The organism is Shewanella avicenniae, from assembly GCF_017354945.1.
GTDB lineage: Bacteria > Pseudomonadota > Gammaproteobacteria > Enterobacterales > Shewanellaceae > Shewanella > Shewanella avicenniae.
The window spans coordinates 2,556,954-2,581,843 of the sequence record NZ_CP071503.1 but is presented as its reverse complement, the minus strand read 5'-3'; the positions used below and the strand labels follow the sequence as shown (position 1 = coordinate 2,581,843).

General features: G+C 47.9%; 20 protein-coding genes. 13 read left to right on the top strand and 7 right to left on the bottom strand.

The window, feature by feature from the left end:
- The first annotated feature begins 204 nt into the window (after positions 1-204).
- The 6 genes from nirB (at position 205) to JYB87_RS11350 (ending at position 8,824) form a co-directional block, all read left to right on the top strand.
- Positions 205-2,763: a nitrite reductase large subunit NirB gene (gene nirB, locus JYB87_RS11375; RefSeq protein WP_207353612.1), complete on the top strand. Its 2,559-nt coding sequence runs from the start codon at positions 205-207 to the stop codon at positions 2,761-2,763.
- Positions 2,760-3,083 carry a nitrite reductase small subunit NirD gene (gene nirD / locus JYB87_RS11370; protein WP_037440219.1) on the top strand — a complete coding sequence of 108 codons (324 nt, stop codon included), beginning with the start codon at positions 2,760-2,762 and terminating at the stop codon, positions 3,081-3,083. Before nirB ends, nirD begins: the two co-directional genes overlap by 4 nt.
- A gap of 2 nt (positions 3,084-3,085) precedes the next feature.
- Positions 3,086-4,552, top strand: coding sequence for a NarK family nitrate/nitrite MFS transporter (locus tag JYB87_RS11365; protein WP_207353611.1), 1,467 nt, complete (start codon positions 3,086-3,088; stop codon positions 4,550-4,552).
- A gap of 66 nt (positions 4,553-4,618) precedes the next feature.
- Complete coding sequence (locus JYB87_RS11360) at positions 4,619-6,469, top strand: bifunctional protein-serine/threonine kinase/phosphatase (protein WP_207353610.1); 1,851 nt, start codon at positions 4,619-4,621, stop codon at positions 6,467-6,469.
- Positions 6,470-7,448: 979 nt separating this feature from the next.
- Entirely contained in the window at positions 7,449-8,570 is a 1,122-nt protein-coding gene (locus JYB87_RS11355) for a GGDEF domain-containing protein (protein WP_207353609.1), read from the top strand.
- Positions 8,564-8,824, top strand: coding sequence for a hypothetical protein (locus tag JYB87_RS11350; protein WP_207353608.1), 261 nt, complete (start codon positions 8,564-8,566; stop codon positions 8,822-8,824). The genes JYB87_RS11355 and JYB87_RS11350 overlap by 7 nt, the downstream gene beginning before the upstream one ends.
- 164 nt (positions 8,825-8,988) lie before the next feature.
- Here JYB87_RS11350 and JYB87_RS11345 read toward each other — a convergent pair whose 3' ends face one another.
- Positions 8,989-11,451, bottom strand: a complete 2,463-nt coding sequence (locus JYB87_RS11345) for an SIR2 family protein (protein ID WP_207353607.1) — start codon at positions 11,449-11,451, stop codon at positions 8,989-8,991.
- Between the two features lie 686 nt (positions 11,452-12,137).
- Here JYB87_RS11345 and JYB87_RS11340 point away from each other — a divergent pair.
- Positions 12,138-12,809, top strand: a complete 672-nt coding sequence (locus tag JYB87_RS11340) for a substrate-binding periplasmic protein (protein WP_228729850.1) — start codon at positions 12,138-12,140, stop codon at positions 12,807-12,809.
- A gap of 512 nt (positions 12,810-13,321) precedes the next feature.
- Here the strand turns inward: JYB87_RS11340 and JYB87_RS11335 are convergent.
- Positions 13,322-15,163, bottom strand: a complete 1,842-nt coding sequence (locus JYB87_RS11335) for a DUF885 domain-containing protein (RefSeq protein ID WP_207353605.1) — start codon at positions 15,161-15,163, stop codon at positions 13,322-13,324.
- 306 nt (positions 15,164-15,469) lie between these two features.
- Between JYB87_RS11335 and JYB87_RS11330 the strand changes: the two genes are divergently transcribed.
- The gene (locus tag JYB87_RS11330; RefSeq protein ID WP_207353604.1) at positions 15,470-15,760 is read left to right on the top strand and encodes a hypothetical protein; all 291 of its coding nucleotides are present in this window, start codon (positions 15,470-15,472) and stop codon (positions 15,758-15,760) included.
- Between the two features lie 27 nt (positions 15,761-15,787).
- Here the strand turns inward: JYB87_RS11330 and JYB87_RS11325 are convergent, their stop codons facing one another.
- Both JYB87_RS11325 and JYB87_RS11320 read right to left on the bottom strand, forming a co-directional pair.
- Positions 15,788-16,138 (bottom strand): diacylglycerol kinase, encoded by a 351-nt coding sequence (locus JYB87_RS11325; RefSeq protein ID WP_228729849.1) that lies wholly within the window; start codon positions 16,136-16,138, stop codon positions 15,788-15,790.
- A 30-nt stretch (positions 16,139-16,168) separates the two neighbouring features.
- Entirely contained in the window at positions 16,169-16,711 is a 543-nt protein-coding gene (locus JYB87_RS11320) for a phosphatase PAP2 family protein (protein ID WP_207353603.1), read from the bottom strand.
- Positions 16,712-17,292: 581 nt separating this feature from the next.
- On the opposite strand from JYB87_RS11320, the gene JYB87_RS11315 reads away from it, so the two are divergent.
- Positions 17,293-18,453, top strand: a complete 1,161-nt coding sequence (locus JYB87_RS11315) for an NAD(P)-dependent alcohol dehydrogenase (protein ID WP_207353602.1) — start codon at positions 17,293-17,295, stop codon at positions 18,451-18,453.
- A 271-nt stretch (positions 18,454-18,724) separates the two neighbouring features.
- Here JYB87_RS11315 and JYB87_RS11310 read toward each other — a convergent pair whose 3' ends face one another.
- Complete coding sequence (locus tag JYB87_RS11310) at positions 18,725-19,219, bottom strand: (R)-mandelonitrile lyase (protein WP_207353601.1); 495 nt, start codon at positions 19,217-19,219, stop codon at positions 18,725-18,727.
- 453 nt (positions 19,220-19,672) lie between these two features.
- Between JYB87_RS11310 and JYB87_RS11305 the strand changes: the two genes are divergently transcribed.
- On the top strand, positions 19,673-20,608 hold the full coding sequence (locus JYB87_RS11305; RefSeq protein WP_207353600.1) for an AEC family transporter: 936 nt from the start codon (positions 19,673-19,675) through the stop codon (positions 20,606-20,608).
- Between the two features lie 68 nt (positions 20,609-20,676).
- Here the strand turns inward: JYB87_RS11305 and JYB87_RS11300 are convergent, their stop codons facing one another.
- Positions 20,677-22,434: a M61 family metallopeptidase gene (locus tag JYB87_RS11300; protein ID WP_207353599.1), complete on the bottom strand. Its 1,758-nt coding sequence runs from the start codon at positions 22,432-22,434 to the stop codon at positions 20,677-20,679.
- Positions 22,435-22,738: 304 nt separating this feature from the next.
- Between JYB87_RS11300 and hinT the strand changes: the two genes are divergently transcribed.
- Genes hinT through JYB87_RS11285 form a run of 3 tightly spaced genes read left to right on the top strand, consistent with a single transcriptional unit; the run spans position 22,739 to position 24,054 of the window.
- The gene (gene hinT, locus JYB87_RS11295) at positions 22,739-23,116 is read left to right on the top strand and encodes a purine nucleoside phosphoramidase (protein WP_207353598.1); all 378 of its coding nucleotides are present in this window, start codon (positions 22,739-22,741) and stop codon (positions 23,114-23,116) included.
- On the top strand, positions 23,100-23,606 hold the full coding sequence (locus JYB87_RS11290) for a PaaI family thioesterase (RefSeq protein ID WP_207353597.1): 507 nt from the start codon (positions 23,100-23,102) through the stop codon (positions 23,604-23,606). The genes hinT and JYB87_RS11290 overlap by 17 nt, the downstream gene beginning before the upstream one ends.
- Positions 23,599-24,054, top strand: a complete 456-nt coding sequence (locus JYB87_RS11285) for a PaaI family thioesterase (RefSeq protein WP_207353596.1) — start codon at positions 23,599-23,601, stop codon at positions 24,052-24,054. Before JYB87_RS11290 ends, JYB87_RS11285 begins: the two co-directional genes overlap by 8 nt.
- 219 nt (positions 24,055-24,273) lie before the next feature.
- Here the strand turns inward: JYB87_RS11285 and JYB87_RS11280 are convergent, their stop codons facing one another.
- Positions 24,274-24,825, bottom strand: a complete 552-nt coding sequence (locus JYB87_RS11280; RefSeq protein WP_207353595.1) for an isochorismatase family protein — start codon at positions 24,823-24,825, stop codon at positions 24,274-24,276.
- Positions 24,826-24,890 lie beyond the last annotated feature (65 nt).

Genomic DNA, 24,890 nt, shown 5'->3' with positions numbered 1-24,890 from the left:
TCGCGCGGGTTAACTGAAAATTTAACCATGGCAAAGGCGCCAACTTCCTCACGCTCAGTGAGCTCGCGAATTCGCGGCTGTTGAGCGAGGGCAGGTTGGCGCCTTTTGTTTTTATGGATTGTTTTTAACGATTTTTTGAGCTTGAAGCATCGCTGTTCGCAGCGGATTCAACACCAGCAAGGCCAGTGAGCACGGGAGAAAGGTATGTCAAACTTTGAATCAAAGCCAAAATTAGTGGTCGTCGGCAACGGCATGGTGGGCCACAACTTTGTTGAACAGCTGTGCGAGCAAGGCCTGCAGCAGCATCTGGATGTGTTAGTCATCGGCGCTGAAAAACGTGTGGCATACGATCGCGTGCAGCTATCGTCCTACTTTAATGGCGCTGCGCTGGACGATTTAGCCATGACCACCGCCGAGCAATATGCCGAGTGGGGCGTGAGTTTGAAACTGGGTGCCACTGTGGTCGGCATCGACAGTGACGCCAAATCACTGCTACTGGCTGATGGTACTCGTGAAAGTTACGACAAGCTGGTGTTAGCCACCGGCTCTTACGGTTTTGTGCCACCGATTAATGGCCGTGACCGCGAAGGTTGCATGGTGTATCGCACCACTGACGATCTACTGGCGATTGAAGCGGCCGCTAAAAATGCCAAAACCGGCGTGGTAATCGGTGGTGGTCTGCTCGGCTTGGAAGCGGCCAATGCGCTGAAACTGCTCGGATTAAAAACCCACGTGGTGGAGTTTGCCCCACAGTTGATGCCGGTGCAGTTGGATGCCAAAGCTGGCGCGTTGCTGAAGGCCAAAATCGCCGCTCTCGGGGTGGAAATCCACACCAGCAAAGTGACCCAAGAGATCGTTGATGGTGAAACTGGCCGTCTGCGCCTCAAGTTTGCCGATGGCGCACTGCTCGATACCGACATGCTGGTGTTCTCTGCCGGTATTCGCCCATACGACAACCTGTCTGACAGCTGCGCGCTGGAAAAAGGCGCCCGCGGCGGTTACGCGGTCGATAACTTCTGCCAAACCACAGTGGCGGATGTGTACGCCATTGGTGAATGTGCCAGCTGGCAAGACCGCATCTTTGGCTTAGTTGCCCCCGGCTACCAAATGGCGAAAGTGGCGTTAGGGCATATTGTTCATTCACTTGAAATTGCCGAGCAACACCACGGTGACTTCTTAGGTGCCGATATGAGCACCAAGCTCAAATTGATGGGCGTGGATGTGGCTGCAATTGGTAACAGCCGTGGTAGCGACGACACCCGTTTTGTTGAACTGATGGATGAGCCTGCAGGCATCTACAAAAAGCTGTGGCTCAATGATGCAGGTAACGTGATCACCGGCGCGCTGCTGGTGGGCGATACCAGTGATTACGGCACGCTGCTGAACCTCTATCTCAGCGGCCACAAAATTGAAGGTAGCGCAGCCGCCATGTTGCTGTCGGGTGATGCGCCAGCCTTGCCAAAATCCAATAACGATTTGATCTGCTCCTGCCATCAGGTGAGACGTGGCAGTATTCTCAAAGCCGTGGCCGAAGGTGCGGCGTCGCTTGGCGATATCAAACGTTGTACCAAAGCAGCTTCTGGCTGCGGTGGTTGTTCGGCCAGTGTGCAGAAGGTGATCAACGAAGGCTTGGCGGCGCAAGGTGTTGAAGTGAGCAAAGCGCTGTGCAGCCACTTCGAGTACAGCCGTCAGGAGCTGTTCCACCTGTGCCAAGTGGAAGGCATTAAAGACTTCGCCACTTTGCTGGCCAAACACGGTAAATCACACGTGCATGGCGTGGGTTGTAATACCTGTCAGCCTGCTGCAGCGTCAATTTTTGCCTCGCTCTACAACGGTCATGTGTTGTCAGAGAGTCGCGGTCAACTGCAAGACACAAACGATGCCTTCCTCGGCAACCTGCAAAAAGATGGCACTTACTCCGTCGTACCGCGCATCGCCGGTGGCGAAATTACCCCAGACAAACTGATTGCTATCGGCGAAGTAGCCAAGCGTTACGATCTGTATACCAAAATCACTGGCGGTCAGCGCATCGATCTGTTCGGCGCCAAGTTATCTGAACTGCCAGAAATTTGGGAGCAACTGATCGCCGCTGGGTTTGAAACCGGCCACGCCTACGGCAAATCACTGCGTACCGTGAAGTCTTGTGTCGGCAGCACTTGGTGCCGCTACGGGGTGCAAAACTCAGTCGGCATGGCGATTGAGTTAGAGAACCGTTACAAGGGCTTGCGCTCACCACACAAACTGAAAATGGCGGTATCGGGCTGTACCCGAGAATGCGCCGAAGCCCAAGGCAAAGATATCGGCGTGATTGCGACCGACAAAGGCTGGAACCTCTATGTCTGCGGTAACGGTGGCATGAAACCCCGTCACGCCGACCTGTTCGCCAGCGATTTGAACGATGCCGAATTGGTTGAGCTTATCGACAAAGTGTTGATGTTCTACGTGCGCACTGCTGACAAGCTGCAACGTACCTCCGTCTGGCTCGAAAGCCTCGACGGTGGCCTTGATTACCTCAAACAAGTGATTTTAGAAGACTCGCTCGGCATCGGCGATGAGCTGTTAAGCCAGATGCAAGCTGTGGTGGATAGCTACCAATGCGAGTGGAAAACCAGTGTTGAAACCCCTGAACTGCGGGCGCGCTTCAGTGAGTTTGTCAATCCGCAAGCGGCGCCAACTGCGGCTGCTTTGCCATACCAACGGGTGCGCGGGCAACGTATTCCCGCCATCAATCTAACACCAGCAGCTGAGGAGGAAACCCTATGAGCTGGGAAAGAGTATGTGATCCCTCCGCATTGCCGGTAGGAAAAGGTATCGCCGCCTGGGTCGCCGGGCGTGCTGTGGCGATTTTTAATCTGGGACAACAAGGCGTATTTGCGCTGGATAACCGTGACCCTGCCAGTGGCGTTAGCCTGCTGGCACGCGGCCAGATTTGTGAATTAGCCGGTGAGTTGTACGTCTGCTCACCGCTGTATAAGCAACATTATCGCCTCACCACAGGTGAGTGTTTGGAAGAACCACAGCTCAGCGCTGAGAAAGTGGCTGTTCGAATTGATGAAACCGGCGTTTGGCTGGCAGGAGCATAATCATGAGTCAGGAAAAATTTAATCTGTTTTCGTTCAAGGGCAAGATGAAAATCATGCACTTGAGTTGGATGGCGTTCTTTGTGTCATTCGTGGTGTGGTTTAACGCCGCGCCGTTGATGAGCCTGATCAGCGAAAGCTTGGGGCTCACCAAGGAGCAAGTCAAAACCCTGTTGATTTTGAACGTGGCGTTGACCATTCCAGCGCGGGTGGTCATCGGCATGGTGACCGACAAATTTGGTCCACGTAAAGTTTACTCATCACTGATGGTGATTTGTTCGCTACCCTGTTTTCTTTTCGCCTTTGCTGACAGCTTTACCCAGTTAGCGATTGCGCGCTTCCTGCTTGGCTTTATCGGCGCAGGCTTTGTGGTGGGTATCCGTATGATCGGCGAATGGTTCCCAGCCAAAGAACTCGGCACCGCAGAAGGCATCTACGGCGGTTGGGGTAACTTTGGTTCAGCCGCAGCCGCATTCTGCTTGCCGGTGTTAGCACTGGCCATTGGCGAACCTTACGGCTGGCGTGCAGCAATTGCGCTGACTGGCGTAATGAGCATCATCATCGGTGTGATCTACTACATCGGTGCCAGTGACACCCCGAAAGGCTCAACCTACTTCAAGCCAAAGAAATCAGGCGCGATGGAAGTGACCAGCAAAGGCGACTTCTGGTTGTTACTGCTGATGAAACTGCCAATGTATGCCACGCTGGGTTTGCTGTGTTGGAAACTGTCACCAGCAGGTGTGAAAATGCTGACCCCAACGATGGTTACGGCAGTGATTGTGGTGCTGGCTGTACTGTTAGTGATTGATTTTTATAATACTTGGCAAGTTAACCGTCATGTATTTGAAAAAGAAGTACCTGAGTTTGAACGTTATCAATTTAAGCAAGTGGCCGTACTGAACGTATTGTATTTCTCGACCTTCGGCTCTGAGCTGGCGGTAGTATCCATGTTGCCAATGTTCTTCGCTGAAACCTTCAGCTTAGGTTTGGCGCAAGCCGGTATGGTGGCTTCTTCTTACGCCTTTATGAACCTGATGTCTCGCCCAGGCGGCGGTTGGATTTCAGACCGTTTTGGCCGTAAATCAACCCTGTTGATTTTAACTGCAGGCTTAGCTGCGGGTTACTTCACTGTGGCACAGATTGATGCCAGCTGGAGCCTGCCGTTAGCGGTTGTTGCGGTCATGGCTTGCTCATTCTTCGTCCAAGCGGGTGAAGGTGCCGTATTCGCCGCAGTGCCGTTGATTAAACGCCGTTTGACGGGCCAAATCGCCGGTATGACAGGCGCGTACGGTAACGTGGGTGCGGTGTTCTTTCTGACCGTCTACTCTTTAGTGTCAGTACAAGCCTTCTTCTACACCATCGCGGTATCTGCGCTGTTCGGTGTGGGTTGCTTACTGTTCATGCGTGAGCCAAAAGGCCATATGGCCGAAGTGGATGAAAACGGTGAGGTCACGTTAATCAGCGTTGGCTAATACCGAAACGGAAAGTACTTAAACGGAAAGTACTGAAACCGAAAATACGGCAACGGAAATTCAACCATGAATGTAGCTACGTCCATCATTGAACCCAATGCGGTGTCTACCAAAGAAGCCACGCCGGTAACGGTAGCTGCGGTTGATACCAGCATCACGGCCAACGCCAATGCTGAATTGCCAATGGCATCTGGGCTGACGTTGTGGGCCGGACAGTGTTCAAGTGCTGGGGTCAAACCGCAGAACGATGATGCCGTGGGTATCAGCGTGCCGCAGAATGACTTATTGCACAGCAAGGGCGTAGCTGCCGTGATTTGCGATGGTGTGAGTGCTGCAGAAGCCGGGCAGCAAGCCGCCCGTGCAGCCGTGAGCAGTTTTCTTTCCGATTACTACTCCACCCCCCAAAGTTGGTCGGTGCAAACTGCCAGCCAGCGAGTGCTTGCCGCCATCAACCAATGGTTACTCGGCTTGGGTCGCGATTTTCGCGACGCCAGCCGGGGTTACGTATGTACCTTTAGCGCCGCCATTATTAAATCCTGTAGCCTGCATCTAATGCATGTGGGCGATGGGCGAGTTTACCTGTGGCGTCAAGGCGAATTGCGCCAACTGACCCGCGATCATGCTTGCAGTAAAGGCAGTGCAGGCGAGGGCACATTCTTAACCCGTGCATTGGGGCTAGAACCCAAATTAGAGATTGATTACAGCAGCTTAGCCCTGCAAGAAGGTGATGCTGTTCTGCTGATGACCGACGGCATTCATGGTTACTTAAGCCATAACGCCATGGTCGAACATCTGGTCAATCATCCCGTCCAAGATGATGAAGATTGCGAGCATCTGTGCCGTTCACTGGTGGAGCTGGCGTTAGCCGCCGGCAGTGACGACAACCTCAGCTGCCAATATCTGAAAGTGGCCAGCTTGCCGTCGATGGATAAAAACGACCTCTATCTGCGTTTATCCAGCAAACCCTTCCCACCGCCGATGTCGCTCGGGCAAAGCCTTGACGGCTATCGCGTGCGTAAGGTTTTGCACGAAAGCGAGCGCAGTCAGGTGTATCTGGTGCAAAACCCGCAAGGGCAGTTGGCGGTAATGAAAACGCCATCGGTCAACTACATTGACGATGCCGCTTACATCGAACGCTTTATGCAAGAGAGCTGGATTGGCAGCCGCATTCGTCATCAAAATGTGGTGGCTTTGGTGGATCATGACCAACCCAAATCCGCGCTGTATTACCTGACCGAATACCTCAACGGCCAGCCCTTGGATAATTGGTTGGCGGGCAAAAAATGCGACCCAGACACCACGCTGCATTTGGTCAGCCAGATGGAAGCAGGGCTAAGAGCGCTGCATCGGCGTGAGATGGTGCACCGCGATCTCAAGCCCGGTAATGTGATGGTTTGCCAAGACAAAAGGGTGAAACTGCTGGATTTTGGTTCCTGTTATGTACGCGGTTTGGCGGAAATCTCCACCCCGATTGAGCGCGACCATATTCTCGGCACCGCAGATTACTCCGCACCTGAATTGCTGCTGGGTCATACTGGCAATCTGCAAAGCGATCTGTTCTCGCTGGCGGTCATTACCTTTGAGATGCTGACCGGCAAGCTGCCGTTTTATGGCAAGTTAGCCGAGTGTCGCACCGCCAAAGATTTTGCCGCGTTGAAATACCAACCTATCTCAGATCTCGCACCCGAAGTGCCATCGTGGATGGATGCGGCAGTACGCCGCGCACTGAGTATTAATCCGGCTGACCGTTATGCCGACACTCATGAGTTTTTTACCGCGCTGTCGACGCCGGCGCGGGTGGCGGTGTCAGGGCAGTTTGTGCCGTTACTGCAACGGGAACCGTTGAAGTTTTTTAAGGTGGTGTGTGGTATTCAAAGTTTAGTGATTATTGCGTTGCTTCTAGCCTTGTTGCTATGAAGCTGTTTTGGGGAGCAGGCCACTCGTTAGAGTGGCCTTTTTTTGAAGGCTGCGCCTTGAAAGCATCCGCTTGCTAACGTCGTGGAACTACTCGTTCCACACCAGAGGACAAGGGGGCTGGACAGCCTCGCCCCCTTGTCAATCCCCCAGCTGCCCCGACGTCGCGAAACGCTACGGCGCTTCTGGTTTGCCATTTTCGCAAATCGCCGCCAACTCGGAATCCATTCCTCGGCGCGGCTTCTTCGACTTCCTGTCTCGATTGCTCAATGTCTGCCCAACGCTCCTTCGCCGCGCCGAGGGGAATGGGGGTTGCCTGATGCAACGAATTTATCAATTTACTGCGTTCGAAGCTGTTTGCCATATTGGAGCTAATTGCCTACACAGACAATCCGGTGACACGCTGTAAACACGCTCCCTGTGCGCTCGACGCCAGCATCGACGTACAGGATGTACTAATGCCGTGGAGCACATGGATGTGCGGGAACGGCGAATGTCTCGATTGCTCAATGTCTGCCCAACGCTCCTTCGCCGCGCCGAGGGGATTGGCGTTGCCTGATACTACGAGGTTATTTATTAACGGTGTGTGAAGCTTGTTGCCTGCACAGACAATCCAGTGACACGCTGTAAACACGCTCCCTGTGCTGGGAATTTCGGTGCCATCCTGCTACCTCGGAGCACATGGATGTGCGGGAACGGCGAATGTCTCGCTTGCTCAATATCTGCCCAATGCAGCTTCGCTCTTCTGATAAGCCGAACCCAAAACAACTTATTGCCTATATCGCCCAATTGGTGTGACTCGCCACTAACTCTTTGTGTACCAAGTTGATCAACTTTTAGTTATGCGACAGAGTAGCTGTTGAACAAAAATTGCTCAGCACGGCTTGATTTAGAGGGATCGCATTCCTGCCTCGACGGTCAAATTAGCGTCGAATAATCCGTGGTTACGCTTTGCTGCGTTTAAACGATAAAAGGTCTGAAAATGAAATCTTTTGTATGGGACAAAATCTATGTAACGGGATACTCAGAAGTTGACGCCCAGCATCAAGAATTAATCAGCCTCCTCAATAAGTACAGTGCATCACTCGCGACTAACTCATTAAATTCTAAAGACACTGAAAGTGTGCTTACCGACCTATTGGCTTACACGGTTTACCATTTTGATGAAGAAGAATCATTAATGGAGAACGCTGACCTCGACCCTCGACATATCAAAGAACATAAAAAGCAGCATAACCAGTTTATTGATGAAGTCAGAATGATGCAGGGCGAACTGCTAAACCAGAAATTTGATTCACTTAAATATCTGCTCGATTTTCTTATGCATTGGCTGGCGTACCATATCCTAGGTTTAGACAAAACTATGGCGCGGCAGATGGAGGCGATAGACAACGGCTGCACGCCTGAGCAGGCTTATGACAATGAGGTGATTTTAACTAATGATGTCAGAGGGCCGCTGCTCAATGCCCTGAGTGCCTTATTTAGCCAAGTGTCTGAGCGTAACCATGCCTTGATGGAGCTTACCAATCAGTTGGAAGAGAAGGTGCAACAGCGTACCCGCGACTTGGAACATGCGAACCTTCAGTTAGATAACGCCAACAAAGAGTTAGAGTTATTAGCGACGACAGATCCGTTGACGGGATTGCCAAATCGCCGCTTTGCCATGCGTGAGCTGGAGCAGTTATGGCGAGCTAATCGAACCAATGAAACGTTCAGTTGCATGATGATTGACGCCGACAATTTCAAAACCATCAATGACACAGAAGGGCATGACGCTGGCGACGCCGTTTTGGTTCAGCTTGCAGATACCTTTAAACATCATCTGAGAACTGATGATATTGCCAGCCGCCTTGGCGGCGATGAGTTTTTAATTATTTGTCCCAATACTGACCAAGATGGGGTGCTCTGCCTCGCTTCAAACTTGCTTGAAAAAATCCAGCGGTTACGGGTAAACGTGGGGCAATCGCAGTGGCAAGGGAGCGTCAGTATTGGCTTAGCAACCTTTACACCAGCGATGGCGTCGATTGCCGATTTTATTAAATCTGCAGATTTGGGGGTTTATAAAGCCAAGGCGAATGGTCGCAATCGCATAGAAGTATGCTGATTGGCTGTGCGTTGGAAGCTGGCGCTTGTAGAGATTTATGGCTACGCCATAACAAGCTGCCCTTGAAAGACTTTATCGCTGCGCGATTGCAAACTGCGTTTGCCAAAGTCGTGGAACTGCTCGTTCCACACCAGAGCCAAGGGGTAATGCTCGTCCCTTACCCCTTGGAACCCCGAGGACGCCCCGACGTCGCGAAACGCTACGGCGCTTCTGGTTTGCCATTTTCGCAAATCGCTCTGATTCGTCATCCGTGACTCACCATCGCTTCTCGTCTTCCCTGACTCGATTGCTCAATGTCTGCCCAACGCTCCTTCGCCGCGCCTCTTTAATATTCATCGCATCAAACTAAAGTATGCACATTAAATAATATTCTAATTGTAATTAATTCGAATTAATTATCTAAATAAAACCTTCCTAATTATCTATTTTCATCTATTTGTTTTAATATTGAGGACATTTGGCTTTCGGCTATTTCAATAAAAAACATTTTTTTTGCGTGATGAATGATTCTTGGGTTTAAATTATGGCTTGACGCTTTTTGAAACATGGCCTTAACTGCATGTTTAAATCCAACTTTCTGTTTTTTTGAAAAAGACTGGTATTTTTGTTCAAATACTTTTTGATAAATTAAAACTTGTCTGAATTTCCGACCATCCTCTGGTAATGGTAATAGTAATCTATGGGCGTCATCAAATAGTCTATAAGATTCATTTATATCTAGTGTTTCTAAAGATTTATTTAAATACAATCGTGCCTGTTGAGTGTCTATGTTGTCTGTGTGGTAATCTGAAGATTTGTTTCTAGCTTTCTCATAAGCATTAGTTAAGTAATTTTGAGCTCTACTAAAATCGGATAATGATAATCTGCTCATTGCATATTGAACCCAGTAATGAGGACTTTCCATTAGCCAAGGACATTTAATCTTGATTTTCTCATAGTACCGATCAATAGCATCCTGCCTTTGTGGCATTATTTTTTCAACGATGTGAAATCTCAATAATGATTTGAATATACTTGAAAATTCAGGCTCTCTATGCCCAGAATTATTTATGAAGTCGACTATATCCAAAAGAGAATTCATAACATAAATGTCGGAGAATGTATTATTTAGTAACGATAGTGATAAGACACTAGATTTACTTTTTATTCGCCCATTTGAGTAATTAAAAAGCATGTTAAATTCTGGCATAGATCTTAGTTGATTACTATAGATGTCATTGTTACCTGCTATTTCAGAAACTAAGCCATAACTTGGCTCAACATTTGATATTTCACAGATGCATATTGAAAATATAGTTTTCTTGATAGATTCTTTTTTATAAAGAATATCAGTTTGGGATTTAATTTTATCTTTGATGTTAGGACTGTTAAGAAGCCCGAGAAGTACTAAGGATAACTGTGACTTATAGTGTTCTTCGATCAGTTCTATTTTGGCATTCTTATTTAAAGAAGAGAACTCATTCCATGCTGCTAAATTATCAAGAATATTAGAAAGCATTTTTATCTCTTCTAAAGACAGAATATCTAAATTATATTCGATAAAATTAAAATCATCATTCCTTAAATCTTCTAAATAATTAGTACTTCTTCCAGCAATGACAAATTGTAATTTACCACTAAAATCAGTTTTTATAACATACTCAACTAAATTTAAATGCTTTGAATATTCGTCTATTATAATGATAGATTTTTCAAAATTCTTAGAAATATTTATCAGATCAGTAATCATGTCACCATCTGTATTTTCGACATAAAATACAGGCGTTCCTTTCATAGTTAAATCATAGGCAAGCATTTCCAGAAAAAGTGACTTGCCGTTTCCTAAATCTGACTGGATTACAATATTTTCACCTTGTTCAATATCAAAGACTATATCGGATGAAATTTTTCTTATAAAAACATAAGGTATATTCTTTGTATTTCTTAGATAGCTTTGTAACTTGTCAGAAGAATAAATTCCAAAAAGTAGAAGTTTTTCACTGTCACCATCTCTGATATCTATATCATAATTTTTTATTTCGTATTTAATTAAAGATTCAGTAAAGAAATCATCTGAATCTACAACTTTATTTATATCACCAACAATGTCTGAAAAGCCATTTACGCCGACGTTTAATATATGTCCAAATTTTTTCAAGATAAAAGTATCTTGAAAGCTAGAACCTTCTCTAACTACAAAGTAAGTCTTTTCTCGATACTCTGGATTTGAATACAATATTTTTTTAACGTCTAAGTCATACATCGAATAGCCAACAAAAACAATAGCACTAGCTCGTTCAAGATCATTTTTAAAATGATAACTCCAACTGGACTTCAAAAAGCTATCAGGGGACAGATATGACGAATCAGAAAGTTTTATTTTTGAAGATAAATCATCACTAGTACTTCCATCAATTTTCCCATTAATATGTACACATACATTTTCTTTTTGCGAATAATCAGAAGCTTTACTAGAGAGATCAACAGATTCTATTCTTTTCCCCACATCAAGAGATGCTAATTCAATAGAGTTGTCATAGTTTGTTGTATAAAATCGCCGCCATGGAATGCTGCATATTTTTTTATGGTAATCACTGACGGACTTTAATGTATAATTATCTTTTAATAAATTAATTATGTCTTCATGTTCTGTATATTCCATTGCAACTTCCGAAGCAAACATCAAATCTTCTGTTTCAGTTACATTGGCTAATTTCGCTAACTCTTTCGCTAACTCTTTTGCTAAAGGGGGTGTGTTTGACTTTACATTAGTTGTTCCCGATGAAAATCCAGCGCCAGTAAATAAAATCGCAGTACCAGTAGAGAGTCTTCTTTTTAATTGTTCTAGATCAACATTTTCTATTTTAAGATTGGAAATATCTATATTTTTCTTATCCAACATTGTGATTATCACTCCTTGTGTCGATGAACAACTAGCCAATACTTTTTATTTCGGCATCCAGTCTACATTTGTTCAAGTTATTTTGAAATTATTTATGAATAATTATGTTAAAAAGTAGTAAATTCATTACGTGTAATGTAAATCATCATTGATGTTGATTGCTAATTAATCTTAGCTATTCCGCCTAACTATCAGGCAACACCGAAATCCCCCTCGGCGCGACGAAGGAGCGTTGGGCAGACATTGAGCAAGCGAGATATGGATATCGAGCAGCGATGGTGAGCGATGGACCGCGAATCAGAGCGGTTTGCGAAAATGGCAAACCAGAAGCACCGTAGTGTTTCGCGACGTCGGGGCGGCAGGGGGATTGATAAGGGGGCGAAGCCGTCTAGCCCCCTTATCCTCTGGTGTGGAACGAGCAGTTCCACGACTTTAAGCAAACGTAGTTTGCTATCGCGCAGCGATAATCTTGCCAAACGAAGTTTGGAATGGCGTTAGCCATTAGACCCGCCTACCGCAGATGATTTATCCAATGGCTTTTGACAAAGTACCAACCGCAGATAGACTTAGTTTATGCGTTCCAACCCATAAGATGCATACGCAATTTGAGAAATTTTCTGCTCGTCATATTCGTACTGCTGCATAGCAACTTCTCTTGGAGTCAAACTCAATTAGAGTTTGCTACGATGCATTATCCCCCCTATATGCAGCAAACTGGTGCTACGGCGCAAGGGCTCACTATTGATATTGTCAACGAGATATTCTCTAGGATGGATCAACCGGTTCAATATAGGTTTTTCCCTTGGGCGAGATCTTTATATCTTGTTGAACATCAGCAAGTTGATGGCTTGTTTACCATAAAAAAGACCGACGAGCGTGAACAAACAATGCTGTTTCCCAAGCACCCCTTGGTTACTCAAGATTATGTATTTTTTGTTTTGAAAGGCTCTAAAGTCGAATTTGATGGCGATTACGCCTCGCTGGCGAACGCCAGCATAGGTGTCGTTAATAGAACCTCCTACGGCAATAGATTTGATACGGCTGTAAAAGAAAACACCTTTAAGCGCCTAGATGTAGCGACAAGTTTTGAACTGACGTTTAAAAAATTGTTGGCAGGCAGAATGGACACGGTTATCTGTAGCCGTTTGGTTGGCATCGACATACTCAAACAGCTCAATGGACTTGAACGCGTTACTATTAGTGGACCACCAAGTGAAACTGCGGTGAGTTATCTTGTATTTTCTAAAAAGCCAGAAAATATTCCGCTGGTGGAGCAGTTTGATAAAATCGTGGCTGAGATGGAGCAAGACGGCACTATGGCCATTATTTTAAAAAAATATGAGCACCCACTTGATTAAATAGCGCTAAATTGTCCCAGCTAAATTCAGTTGTTGAATGTTGATTTTCTATGTTTATCATTAACTTATTCAATCCTGATTAAACATTATCCTCGTTGCTCTCTTGCTTACATCGATCGGTAGAACTATCCGTTGGTAATCTCCCGTTAACTTCAGCTGATTCCGGCCTAAACCCCACAGCGTTATGCTGAGTTTGTGTATCCTGTTTCACCGCCATTTGCGCTAACGCTCATGTATATGTTTGCTGATATCAACATAGCTATACCTTGATGCCTGACGGCGATCTGGCAAATACCTTATTGCCTACGATGTGTTGTTTTCAGCACCATTGGCTAAACATTCAATGAGGTTATTGGCTAACCCGTCTTGTGGAATGATCCATCCCAATGATGCAGTGAACGCTGTCGAAGGGATTGTATTTGATGTCGGTGAGAAGTATCACCGCGTCGATACTGCGGGCGACTGTGCGGTGATACTAACTGAAGAAATATTGTGGTTACTTACTCATCGCCTCAGATCTTATTAACCCCGTCAATCCAGCGGTTCACTTGATCTTCAAGCACATCCAACGGCAATGGGCCGTTGGCCAGAATCACTGAATGGAACTCACGTACATCAAACTTATCGCCCAATTGCTTACGTGCCTTTTGCTTCAACTCCATGATTTTATTCATGCCGACTTTGTAAGCGGTGGCTTGTGACGGCATCACGATATGACGCTCAACCATCTTAATCACGTCAGATTTGGCATTGGGTGTGTTTTCGGAGTAGAAGGCGATACCTTGCTCACGCGTCCACTTTTTCGCATGAATGCCGGTGTCGACGACTAAGCGGCAGGCGCGCCACAGTTCCATCGCCAAGCGACCAAAGTCGGAGTAAGGATCTTGGTAAAGCCCCATCTCTTTCGGGAAGGATTCGCTGTATAACCCCCAGCCTTCGGTATAGGCGGTGTAACGGCCAAATTTACGGAAAGTGGGAATGCCTTCTAACTCTTGTGAGATGGCAATTTGCATGTGGTGGCCGGGGATCCCTTCATGATACACCAGAGCTTCCATCTGATATTTTGGCATGGCACGCATGTCGTACAGGTTGGCGTAGAAGGTGCCTGGGCGTGAACCATCGGGTGATGGTTGGCTGTAAAAGGCTTTGCCTGCGGATTTCTCTCTAAAGGCTTCCACTTTTTTGACGATGATCGGCGCTTTCGGTTTGACCTTAAACTCCTCATCAAGGCGAGTACGCATGTTGTCGATAATGCGTTCTGCATCTGCCAAATAGGCTTGTTGGCCGTCGGCATTGTTGGGGTAATAGAATTGCGCGTCGTCGCGCATAAAGGCGAAGAACTCTTGCAAACTGCCGTTAAAGTTCACCTTTTTCATAATGGCGCGCATTTCGTTATGGATGCGTTCTACTTCGGCCAAGCCGAGCGCATGGATCTGCGCTGCGGTCATGTCGGTGGTGGTAGTGCGTGCCAATGCGCGGTTGTAGAAGGCTTCACCGTCAGGGAATTTCCACGCGCCGTCGCGTGTATCGGCTTTAGCTTCAAGGGTTTTGATGTAGCTGATCAGCGTTTTATACGCCGGAGCCAATGAATTCACCAGCGCGGTTTTGGCTTCGGCAATTAAGGCTGATTTTTCATCGCTGCTGATCGCTAGTGCGGTGACTTTTTTGCTGAAGTCGGCCAGCAGTGCGCTATCCGCACCAGTATCGAACGGGGCGCCGCTGATGATGTTTTGGCTATCAGAAATCACATGGGCGAACACAAATTTGGGCGCGATAATGCCTTTGTCGGCTCGGATTTCGAGCGCCTGTTGCAGCTGAGCTAAGCGCTCAGGTACGCCGTTGATCCGGCTGATATAGGCTTTGGCATCGCTGACGTTGCTGATTTGATGTTGGTTGATCAGAAACGATGCGATCATCGAATGGCCGCCAAACATCTGGTTGACCGGATAGTTGTGATAGCGCCACTGGTAGTCGCTAATGTCGTCGCTCAAGCTTTGCTTGTACAGTGTCAGGCTTAACTGGGTTTGGGCATCGAGTTGCGAGGCATCAATCTGGTTAAGTTGCGCCAGATGCTTTCTATTGCGCGCTAATGCTGCGGCATCGGCGGCGTCGCCAAAATCATCCCATTTGTCGTAATCTTGTTTAATGCCCATGTAGGTTTGGCGCACTGGGCTGGCCATTACGTCTTCCATATAGATGGCATCGAACAGCGCGTTAGTGCGTGCAGACGGGCTTTGTTCCGCAGCTACCGCTTGGGTCGCGACCGTTGTCGATGCCGTCGCCGCATAACTCGGCATGGCGACAAGGGATGAGAGGGCGAGTGCCACTAAGCTGAGCTTGGTGCTGACTTTCATGCTGATCTTCGAGCTTAGGTGGGGGCTGATTTTAGTTGTTATGGGCATGTTCTGGCTTCCATGTTGATATTGCATCTGATTCTAAAGAAGCTGAGCGCAAAGTGGCGCAACAGAAATGTTAAAAAATGTGTTAACGAGGCGGTGTTTTAATAACATTGCTGCCGTGCAAACTGCTGAATGCTGGATAAATAACAAGCCGCTGGATTGGATTTCACGCGTTTGGTTACAGATTGGTCGTGCGAGGCTGGCTAATCTAGCCTGCATCAGTTTTGATGAGGGCAGTGCGACTAACGAAAAGGATAACTCATGAGTAAACAGCCAGAAACCACCGAATTTAGCCACTTTACTGTGCTGGGTGATGGCATTGTTGGTGAATTACAAGATGGCTTTGAATGTCCGCGCGGGCCAGCGATTATGACGATGAAAACCTGGGCGCTCAATGCGGATCAAAGCGCCGATATGCTGGATGTCATTGGTCGCCAGATTGGCTTTGAAATCATTGGCGACATCCAAATTTTTGAGACTGAACCTGAATGTGCGCCTAGCGATAAGCCCTTTGGCTACGGGATTAATTTCACCCCTTATGACTATGAATAAACCGCGCTGTGTTGATTGAGGAGGTAATTACAGCGTCGAATACAAGCCCAATACGCCCACCACCACGGCGGCGAGACTGAACACCAACACCATTGCGGCTAACATATCTTTGATATGGCCAATCTGCGGATGAATCTCAGGGTGGAGATGGTCAATCAAGCCTTCAACAGCAGAGTTGATTAACTCTGCTGCCCACACTAACGCAATACACAGCACAATCAACGCCCACCACAGCGCACTGGGTTGACGCCAAGCAAACACTGCCAGTGCGATTACCGCGGCAGCAAGGTGGCGGCGCATATTGTGCTCGGCCTTGACTGCGTAGATAAAGCCGTTAATGGCGTAGCCCAACTTTTTGATAAATGACTGGTTTTTCACTGCGATATCCGTCGCTGACTGTGCAAGCCGTTAGAATGCCATATGGAGATTGATCCCAACAGCATCCTCGTTGGAATACGCGGCCACCTGCACACCGTGGAACGGTTCAGTGAAATAACGCGCGTTCAGGTAGCCAATCAGCGCCCCAGCCAACACATCTTTGGTGTAGTGGCGATCGGTATGCACTCGCGACCAACCCACATAACTGGCGGCAGCATAAAACGGGATGGAGGTTTTCCAACCGTAACGTTGCTGCACGTAGGTGGCAGCGGCAAAGGTGAGTGAGGTGTGGCCAGAAGGAAAACTATCATCATCACTGCCATCAGGACGGCGTTCATGGATGGTGTATTTTAGTAGCTCAGTGCTGAGCAATGTGGTGCCCAAGCCCCAATAAAGTTGATATTGGCCTTCGCTATCATCTTTAAATTGGCTTAATGCCCACGCAGCGGCAGGAACGGCCACCAAACCAATATCACTGCTGGTTTCAACGGTTGAGCCCGCTGCCGCATATTGGCTGAAAAAAACAGTAGCGCAAAGCAGCGCCGAGTTCAGGGGTAAACGCAGAGATTTCATTGTTATCCTTAGTGTTATCGCTTGGTGACGTCCATGGTGGTTGGCCAGCAACCCGTGCCCGCTCGACATTAGGAGGCAAAGATTAACAGTTAATTAAGGGGAGGGGAAAAGCTGATTTGCTAAATGCTGACCGCAAGATACTGCGGCTGGCGGAATCCGCTAGCGAGTGGTGCCATTACCTTCACGCTTTTCACACCAAATTGTCGAAAAGTTGCTCAAATCCGTTCATTTTGAGTTCAGTTAAGCCGTTTAAGGTTGTGTTCAGAAAATTTGTAAAAATAGGCAAGAATTGTAGACAAACAAGCTATTGGTATTTTAGAAAACCGTGGAAAATGACAGCATCGAATGTGATGTTGAAATTCTTCTGTCATTGACGAGAATTAAGGTTGAAATAAGGTTTTTCAGCAGCTTAAGCCTTAATTAACGTAAGTCATCTACGCGGTTTTTGTGGGTTGTCTCGCATTAGAACGCGCGTAATTGCTTTATCAATAACCGCAGCTATTTATCTTCAACAGCAGGTTATTGTGCAAGAAATGGCAGTAAGTGAACGGAGAAGTTAATCCAAACTAAGGAGATTTTGAATGTGTGACGGTAAAGATCATGATCATAACCGAAGAAAAGTGATGAAATTCACCGGCGCTGTCGGTATGGGCGCTATGCTGGCTGGTCCAATGAATGTGTTTGCTAGTCAAGCTTCTGGCAACATTCAATCTCGCGGTTATGCGGCATTTGACGAATCAGGCAAGCTGAAACCTTGGAAATTCGAACGTCGTCCTGTGGGCGATAACGATGTACTGATTGATATCAAGTTTGCCAGTATCTGCCACTCTGATATTCACCAAGAGAAAGGCCACTGGGGTCAACAAAAATACCCACAAGTACCGGGTCACGAAATCGTGGGTGTGGTTGCTGCCGTAGGTAAAAACGTTACCAAATTCAAAGTGGGCGACCGTGCTGGCGTAGGTTGTATGGTGGGTAACCATTATCATCAACACGCCACCGATGAAGAACAATACAATCCAGATACCATCTTCACTTATGGCTATCCAGATGACCGTTCACCGACCGGTATTTCACAAGGTGGTTACTCTAACAACATCGTTGTAGAAGAAAACTTTGTGATGCATGTGCCTAAAAACATTAGCTTTGAAGAAGCTGCACCGCTGATGTGTGCGGGTATCACTACCTATTCGCCACTGATGCGGGCGGACATCAAACCTGGCATGAAAGTCGCGATTGCCGGTATTGGTGGTTTGGGGCATATGGCGATTAAATTTGCCGTATCGAAAGGTGCTGAAGTGTACGCGTTCACCACTTCACCTTCTAAAGTGAAAGATATTCTCGCCTTTGGCGCGAAAGAAGCGGTAGTAGTAGACGATCTCAGCAAGCTGGGCGCATACAATGGCCAAATGGATTACCTGTTGAGCACCATTCCATATGATTTCAATGTGGCCGCTTACGCCGCAGTGGTGAAACCTTATGGCACCTTTACTCAAGTGGGTATGCCGATCAAGTCAGAAGTGACAGTGAATGCGTTGTATCTGGCGTTCTCGCGGGTGAACTTTAACGCGTCACTGATTGGTGGCATTAAAGAAACCCAAGAGATGGTGGATTACTGCGCGGCTAATAACATTCTGCCGAAGATCCAAAAGATCAAAGCGACTGAGATTAATGATGCGTGGGAAAGCGTGGTTAATAAAGAAGCCAGATACCGCTACGTTATTGATGCATCGACCTTTTAATTAGGCTGATAAAGCCGTGGGAGCGCACAAGGGCGATACAACGCTTTAGTTGTATCGCCCTTTTTCTTGCCTTATTCAATTGGTTAACGGTATGACATCGCCCCACACCGCAAACATTGGCCAACAAAAAAGCGACCTGAATTCATCGGTCGCTTTTTGCTATCGGTTAACTGCGGCTCACTTTACGAATCACCGCTCAGTTTTTTATAAACCGCCCTTCAGTCTTTCATATACCGCTGGTCAGTCTTTTAAAAACCAAAAGGTTTCAGGCCTATTTTGCCTTGCTGAGGTATTGCTCATCGGTGACTTTATCACCCCAAATCACGTTTTTGCCGTCGATGCTGTTGGTGATGACAAGGTGAGTCATTGGGGCATCGGGTGTTGCGCCGTGCCAATGTTCAAGGTTTGGTGGGCACCAAACCGAATCACCGGCTTTGGCGGTAATAATTTTGCCATCACGGGTACCGGTTAAGGCAACCCCTGAGGTGATCACCATATGTTGACCAGCAGGATGCAGGTGCCATGCTGTGCGCGCTCCGGGTTGAAAGGTCACGTACGCACCTGAATAGGCGGTGGTGTCATTAGCGGGAAACAGCATCTCAACCGAAACATCGCCAGTGAATAATTTCTCTGGGCCTTTGAATTGCCCTTGGGTGCCTGATTTATACAGCATTTGTGCTGTTGCTGGTTCGGCGGCGTTGGCTAAACCGCTAACGCTGGCAAGAATACCGGCAGTTAACAGCAGTGAAGTCAGTTTATTCTGCATGTGATCTCCAATTCCTTTGTGGGCACTTATTATTGCCATGGCCTAATGACAACCCTTGGTGTTCGCTATCAGAGTAAATGTCGATAGGGCGCATGCCTTACGCATACGCGAGCTAGGGGCGAGCCAAGGCCATGTGTGAATGTAGGATGTTGTATCGCTATAGTGGGCGACGTATCGTCTTAATAGCGGCATCCATCAGTGTAGCGGCTGGCACCATAACATAACTAAGGCGGTTCGTGCCTTGCTGCCAGCTGATTGTGTATCAATTTACATAATACATTGAAAAGGCCAGAAAAAGACTAATGGTTATTATTCATTAATGCTATGAATTTGGATCATTTAACAGCCGCGAAGGCGTAAAAATGAGCAAATATGGGCGTGATTGCTGCTGCCTCAGTTGAGTATTCGGGAAAGTGACAATAAAAGCGTATACTGTTGCTTTCCAATGGATAGGTGTCGAAATCAAAGATGGGCGTTGGCGTAATTATTAATCAGATATTTGTGCTGTTTGTGCTGATGGGGCTGGGGTATTGGCTCGCCAAAGCTAACATTTTAGATAAGCCTACCTGCGACAAATTGATTTGGCTGCTGTGTTATGTGGTCATGCCTTGCCTTGTGTTTAACGCCTTTCAAATTCCTTACTCCCCCGAGATGTGGCACAACTTTATGATGGTGGGTGGGCTCGCATTTGGTATCCACGTGCTGTTTATCGTCATGAGTAAGTTACTGCTCAATGGCCGCAGCTTGAAACAACGTGGTATTGCCGAGCAGATGCAGTTTACTGCGGTTTATTCCAACTGTGGCTTTATGGGGTTGCCGTTTGTGGTGGCGCTGGTAGGCAGTAACGGCGCGTTTTACGGTTCAGTGTATATTGCAGTAAACGGCATTTTTGTCTGGACTCATGGGGTGATGACTCACTCTGGCAAGCTAGACCGTAAGTCGTTGATTAAAGTCCTCCTCAATCCGAATACGGTAGTGGCCATTATTGGCTGTTTGTTCTTTGTGTTTTCCATCAGCTTACCAACTGCCTTGCATGACGCCGTTGGTCATGTCGGCAAGATGAACACCGCCTTGGCGTTGATTTTGGTGGGGGCAGCGATGGCGCCGGTTAAAATTGGCCGCATCTGGTTTAGCAGCATGGCCTGGCTGAGTGTATTTGTGCGTAACCTGCTGTTCCCCGCGGTGGTGTTGGTGTGCTTGTTAGCGCTCGAAATCAAAGGCGATATGTTGCTGGTGGTGTTGGCGTTGAGCGCTTGCCCAGTGGCGGGAATGTCGGTAATTTTCTCGCAAATGACCGGCAAAAATACCGAATTTCCAATATCTGCGTTAACCCTATCAACCATCGCCAGCCTGCTCACCCTGCCGCTGATGCTAAGCTTTGCGGCGTAAATAAACTGCGCTAAGCGCAAACAAAAAGAGCGGCAATGCCGCTCTTTGCCTTTTAGTAAAAGCTAAAGCTAATCCAGCCAGGCTTTGATTTTCTCTTCATCGCGGATCAATAGCGACACAGTATCGTTAGCGGCCACTTCAATCGGTAACTCGCCGCTCATCAGTACGTCATCGCGGAACCAATGTAGGGTAATGCTGTTTTTTTCTTGGTAAAGCTGCAAGAACTGCTCAAACTGCGCACCTGCTTGTAAGCCATCGGCGGCAATCAGTAGGTCTTTGGCACTTAAGCCCGCTTTGTGTGCCGGTGAGCCGTTAGCAACACTGACAATTCGTACCCCGAGCCCTTCCGCTTTATATTTGGCACCAAAGCCCACCTTGAGACCATCGGCATCGCCCCCCCCTTGGTCGCTATTACTGCTGCTTGGGCGCAGTTTCATCTCAACCCCAAATTTGGCGAGCAGCTCCGCTAACGGCAAATCTTCCGCTTTGTTAATCCAAGCAAATTCGGCGCTGGCATCGCGGCCGAGCAGTTCGCTGTACAGCTGTTGATGGCTGTCGTCGTCAGTGCCAATCCCCGTTAAGCCAAAACGTTGCCACAGCAGGCGCATCAGGTCATCAAGGGTTTTCTCGCCTTGGGTTTCTAGGCGCAAGGTTAAGTCAAGATAAAGGGCGAACAAACCACCTTTGGTGTAGTAACTGACAATCGCATTGCCAGCGTTTTCATCTTGCTTGTAGAACTTGGTCCACGCGTTGAAGCTTGAATCGCTTAAGCTTTGTGTCAGGCGGCCAACCCCACGATAAACGCGGGTGAACGTTTGGCTGAGCAGCTCAAGGTAGCTTTGCTTATCAACCCTGCCACTGCGGTAGGTCATCAAGTCATCGTAATAGGAGGTGATACCTTCGTAAGCCCACAGTTGTGGGGTGTAGGTTTCAGCTTCCAATTGATAAGGAATAAATGCCTTCGGCTTAATGCGTTTGACGTTCCAGCTGTGGAAATACTCATGACTACAAAGGGTTAAATAGCTGCGATAGTCTTTATCAACTGGCGCATCCATCGATTTTGGCAGTTCGTTGCGGGCGCAGTGCAGGGCCGTTGATGCGCGATGTTCAAGGCCGCCAAAACCGCTTTTAAGCACTTGGGTCATAAACAGATAGCGCTCAAACGGCGCTGGGGTGCCAAACAGTTTGATCTGGCTTTCACAAATCTCGGTGAGATCTTTAAGCAAGCGCGGCATATGGCAATGATGACGCCCGGTAAGCACCACATCATGACGCACGCCACAGGCTTCAAAACTGCCTAGGGTAAAGGTGCCCATTTCTACTGGATGATCAATCAATTCATCGTAATCGGCGGCACGAAAACGACCAAAGCCAAAATCATCACCTTTGATGCGCGGCAGTGTGGTCGCTACTTGCCAATCGCTGAAAGAAGCGGGTGGCAGAATTTCTACTTCATGGGCGTTAAGTTCTTGCCCGCGCACTGCCAAAAACACGCTGCTGCCGTTAAAAAAACCGTGGGTTTGATCGAGATGAGCGGTACGTACCGACAGATCCCACGCGTAAATTTGATAGCGTAAATGTAGTACCTTGGCATCGGACTCAATCAGCCAGCGTTGTTTGTCTAGTTGGCTGATAGCGAGTGGGCGATTGATTTCATCAGATGCGCGTAAGCCAATAATATTTTTGGCGAAGTCGCGGATCATATAGCTACCTGGCAACCAAGCCGGTAACCAAAATTCTTGTTGCTTGGCAGGTGCGTCAACCCGCATTGAGACTTCAAATAAATGAGCCACCGGATCAACGGCGGTAATTTGATAACTGATCATGTGATTGCTGATTTGAAGTGTGATGAAGTGCTCAACATGCTACCAAAATCCGCAGTGACAGCAATCTGACCAGCGGAAATAAATCGGCTTTTTGGTGATCATGGCAGAATTGCGCTTTTATTGAACAAAAGTGTTCGTTGTGCTTTACATCTTCTGGTAGGCGATTGAAGCTGCTATGTTAATCAAGCAGCGCATTCAAGTGTGCATCACCGTATAATGCGTTGAGTTATACGCAAAAACCGTTTCGTGATGATACAGCTGCTAAACTGTGTCACTGACATTAGAAATCACCGGAGAGTGTAAAATGGCTGAAGAAACCCTGTTCAGTAAGATTGTCAGACGTGAAATCCCCGCCGATATCGTCTTTCAAGATCACCTCGTGACCGCATTTCGCGATATCGCGCCGCAAGCCCCCACCCATATTCTGATTGTGCCGAACCATGTCATCCCGACCATCAATGATGTGAAGGCCTCAGATGAAGCCGCACTTGGGCGCATGTTCACTGTGGCGGCCAAGCTCGCAGAAGAGATGGGCATTGCTGATGACGGTTTTCGTTTAATCGTCAACACCAACGAACATGCGGGGCAGGAAGTGTTCCACGTGCATATGCACCTGTTGGGCGGCAAACCACTGGGCCCAATGTTGAGTCGAAAAAAAGTCGCAGATGAAGACAAATCCTGATTATTTCCCGATGACGACACTGGCAACGCGCTTTGTTAATCAGTTAGCGCAATGCCGCCGTCTTGGGCTGAAAGTGCATGAGGCCAGCGAGCATCATGTACTGCTAGAGCTGCCTTACAACGAGGCGTTAATTGGTTATCCCGATACCGGTGTGTTGCACGGCGGGGTGATTACCACCTTGATGGACACCGGCAGCGGTTGTGCCGTGGTATGCGCTATTAAGGAGAAGTTTGGTACGCTCGAGATATCGCCCACGCTCGATTTGCGGGTCGATTACATGAAGCCAGCGCAGCCGCATAAGCCGATATTTGGCATGGCCGAATGTTATCGTTTGTCATCCAGCGTGGCTTTTACCCGCGCCATCGCCTATCAAGATAGCGTGGATGATCCGATTGCTCACGCGGTCGGCTCGTTTATGCGCATTAGCCCGGAGATGATTGGTGACAACTTCCGTAAAGCGTTAATGGGTGAGGAGGCACAGCATGACTGAGCCAAAACAGCCTCTGACGGATGTAAAAACTTTAGTCGCGCGCGTGACTGAAACCAATGACTTTGCCGATCTGATCGCCCACGTACCTTATGCCAAATTTATTGGGATGCAGGTAAATCGCTTTGGTGATGAGCTGGTGTTTCAACTGCCTGCTAATGACGACAACATCGGCAATCCGGTGTTGCCGGCGTTGCATGGTGGGGTGATCGCCGGCTTTATGGAGATGTCGGCGATTATCCAGCTAATGGTGTTTATGCAGACCAGTAAAGTGCCGAAAGTGGTGGACTTCTCCATCGACTATCTTCGTGCCGGTTATCATAAAGACAGTTTTGCTGAATGCCATATTACCCGGCAGGGGCGTCGGGTGGCTAACGTGCACATTGAATGTTGGCAAACCAGCCGTAAACAGTTAATTGCCACTGCGCGGGCGCACTTTTTGATTGAGTGAGCTTACTGATAGCGTCAGGTTTTAAGCGTGGCTGTTTCGAGCTTTGTTGCTTCGAACGTTGCAGCTTCAAACCCGTGTACCCACTGAATGCATCTCATACTCAGAATGCGAAAAGGCCGACATTACGTCGGCCTTTGTGTTGGCGCATCTTAATGATTAGCTACATCTAGCATCACCATGCGTGGCGCCATCAAGATGAACGGCGTTCTGCCGCGAGGGTTAGATCGCTTGTGATGCCGCAACTGGGCGGGTCAGTTCTTCAGTCGTCAATGCGCGTACGGCCACACCAAAGCTGGTGATTGCAGGTAGAGTGCAGTTGTGATGCTGACGGATAAATTCAGCACTGCTGTGTGCTTTATCATTGGTGGTATGTGCATCGGCGGCGATATCGACGCTGTAGCCCAACTCTGCTGCGCGGCGAACTGTGGTGTCGATGCAAAACTCGGTGGCATAACCGCAAACGATCAGATGATCGATGTCATGTTGATCCAACAGCGGTTTCAAAATGGTGTTTTGGAACGCATCAGGGGTGCACTTTTGCACAAATTGATCCCCTTGGCGCACTAAGAGATCTTGCTGTAAACGCCATGCATCGCTGCCAGCGGTAACGGTTTCGCTTTGATGTTGCACAAACACAACCGGCGTGGCGTTGGCATGTGCCCATTCAGTCAGACTGTTGATGTTGCTGATGGTCGCTGCCGCATCAAACGGCTGCTGATCTTGTTCAAAATAGGCGCGTTGCACATCGATAACTACTACTGCGGTTTTCATTTCCTTTCCTTACAAGTTCAAAAGTGATCAAGCTGAAATCATTGTGCTGGGGCCGTGATTCATGC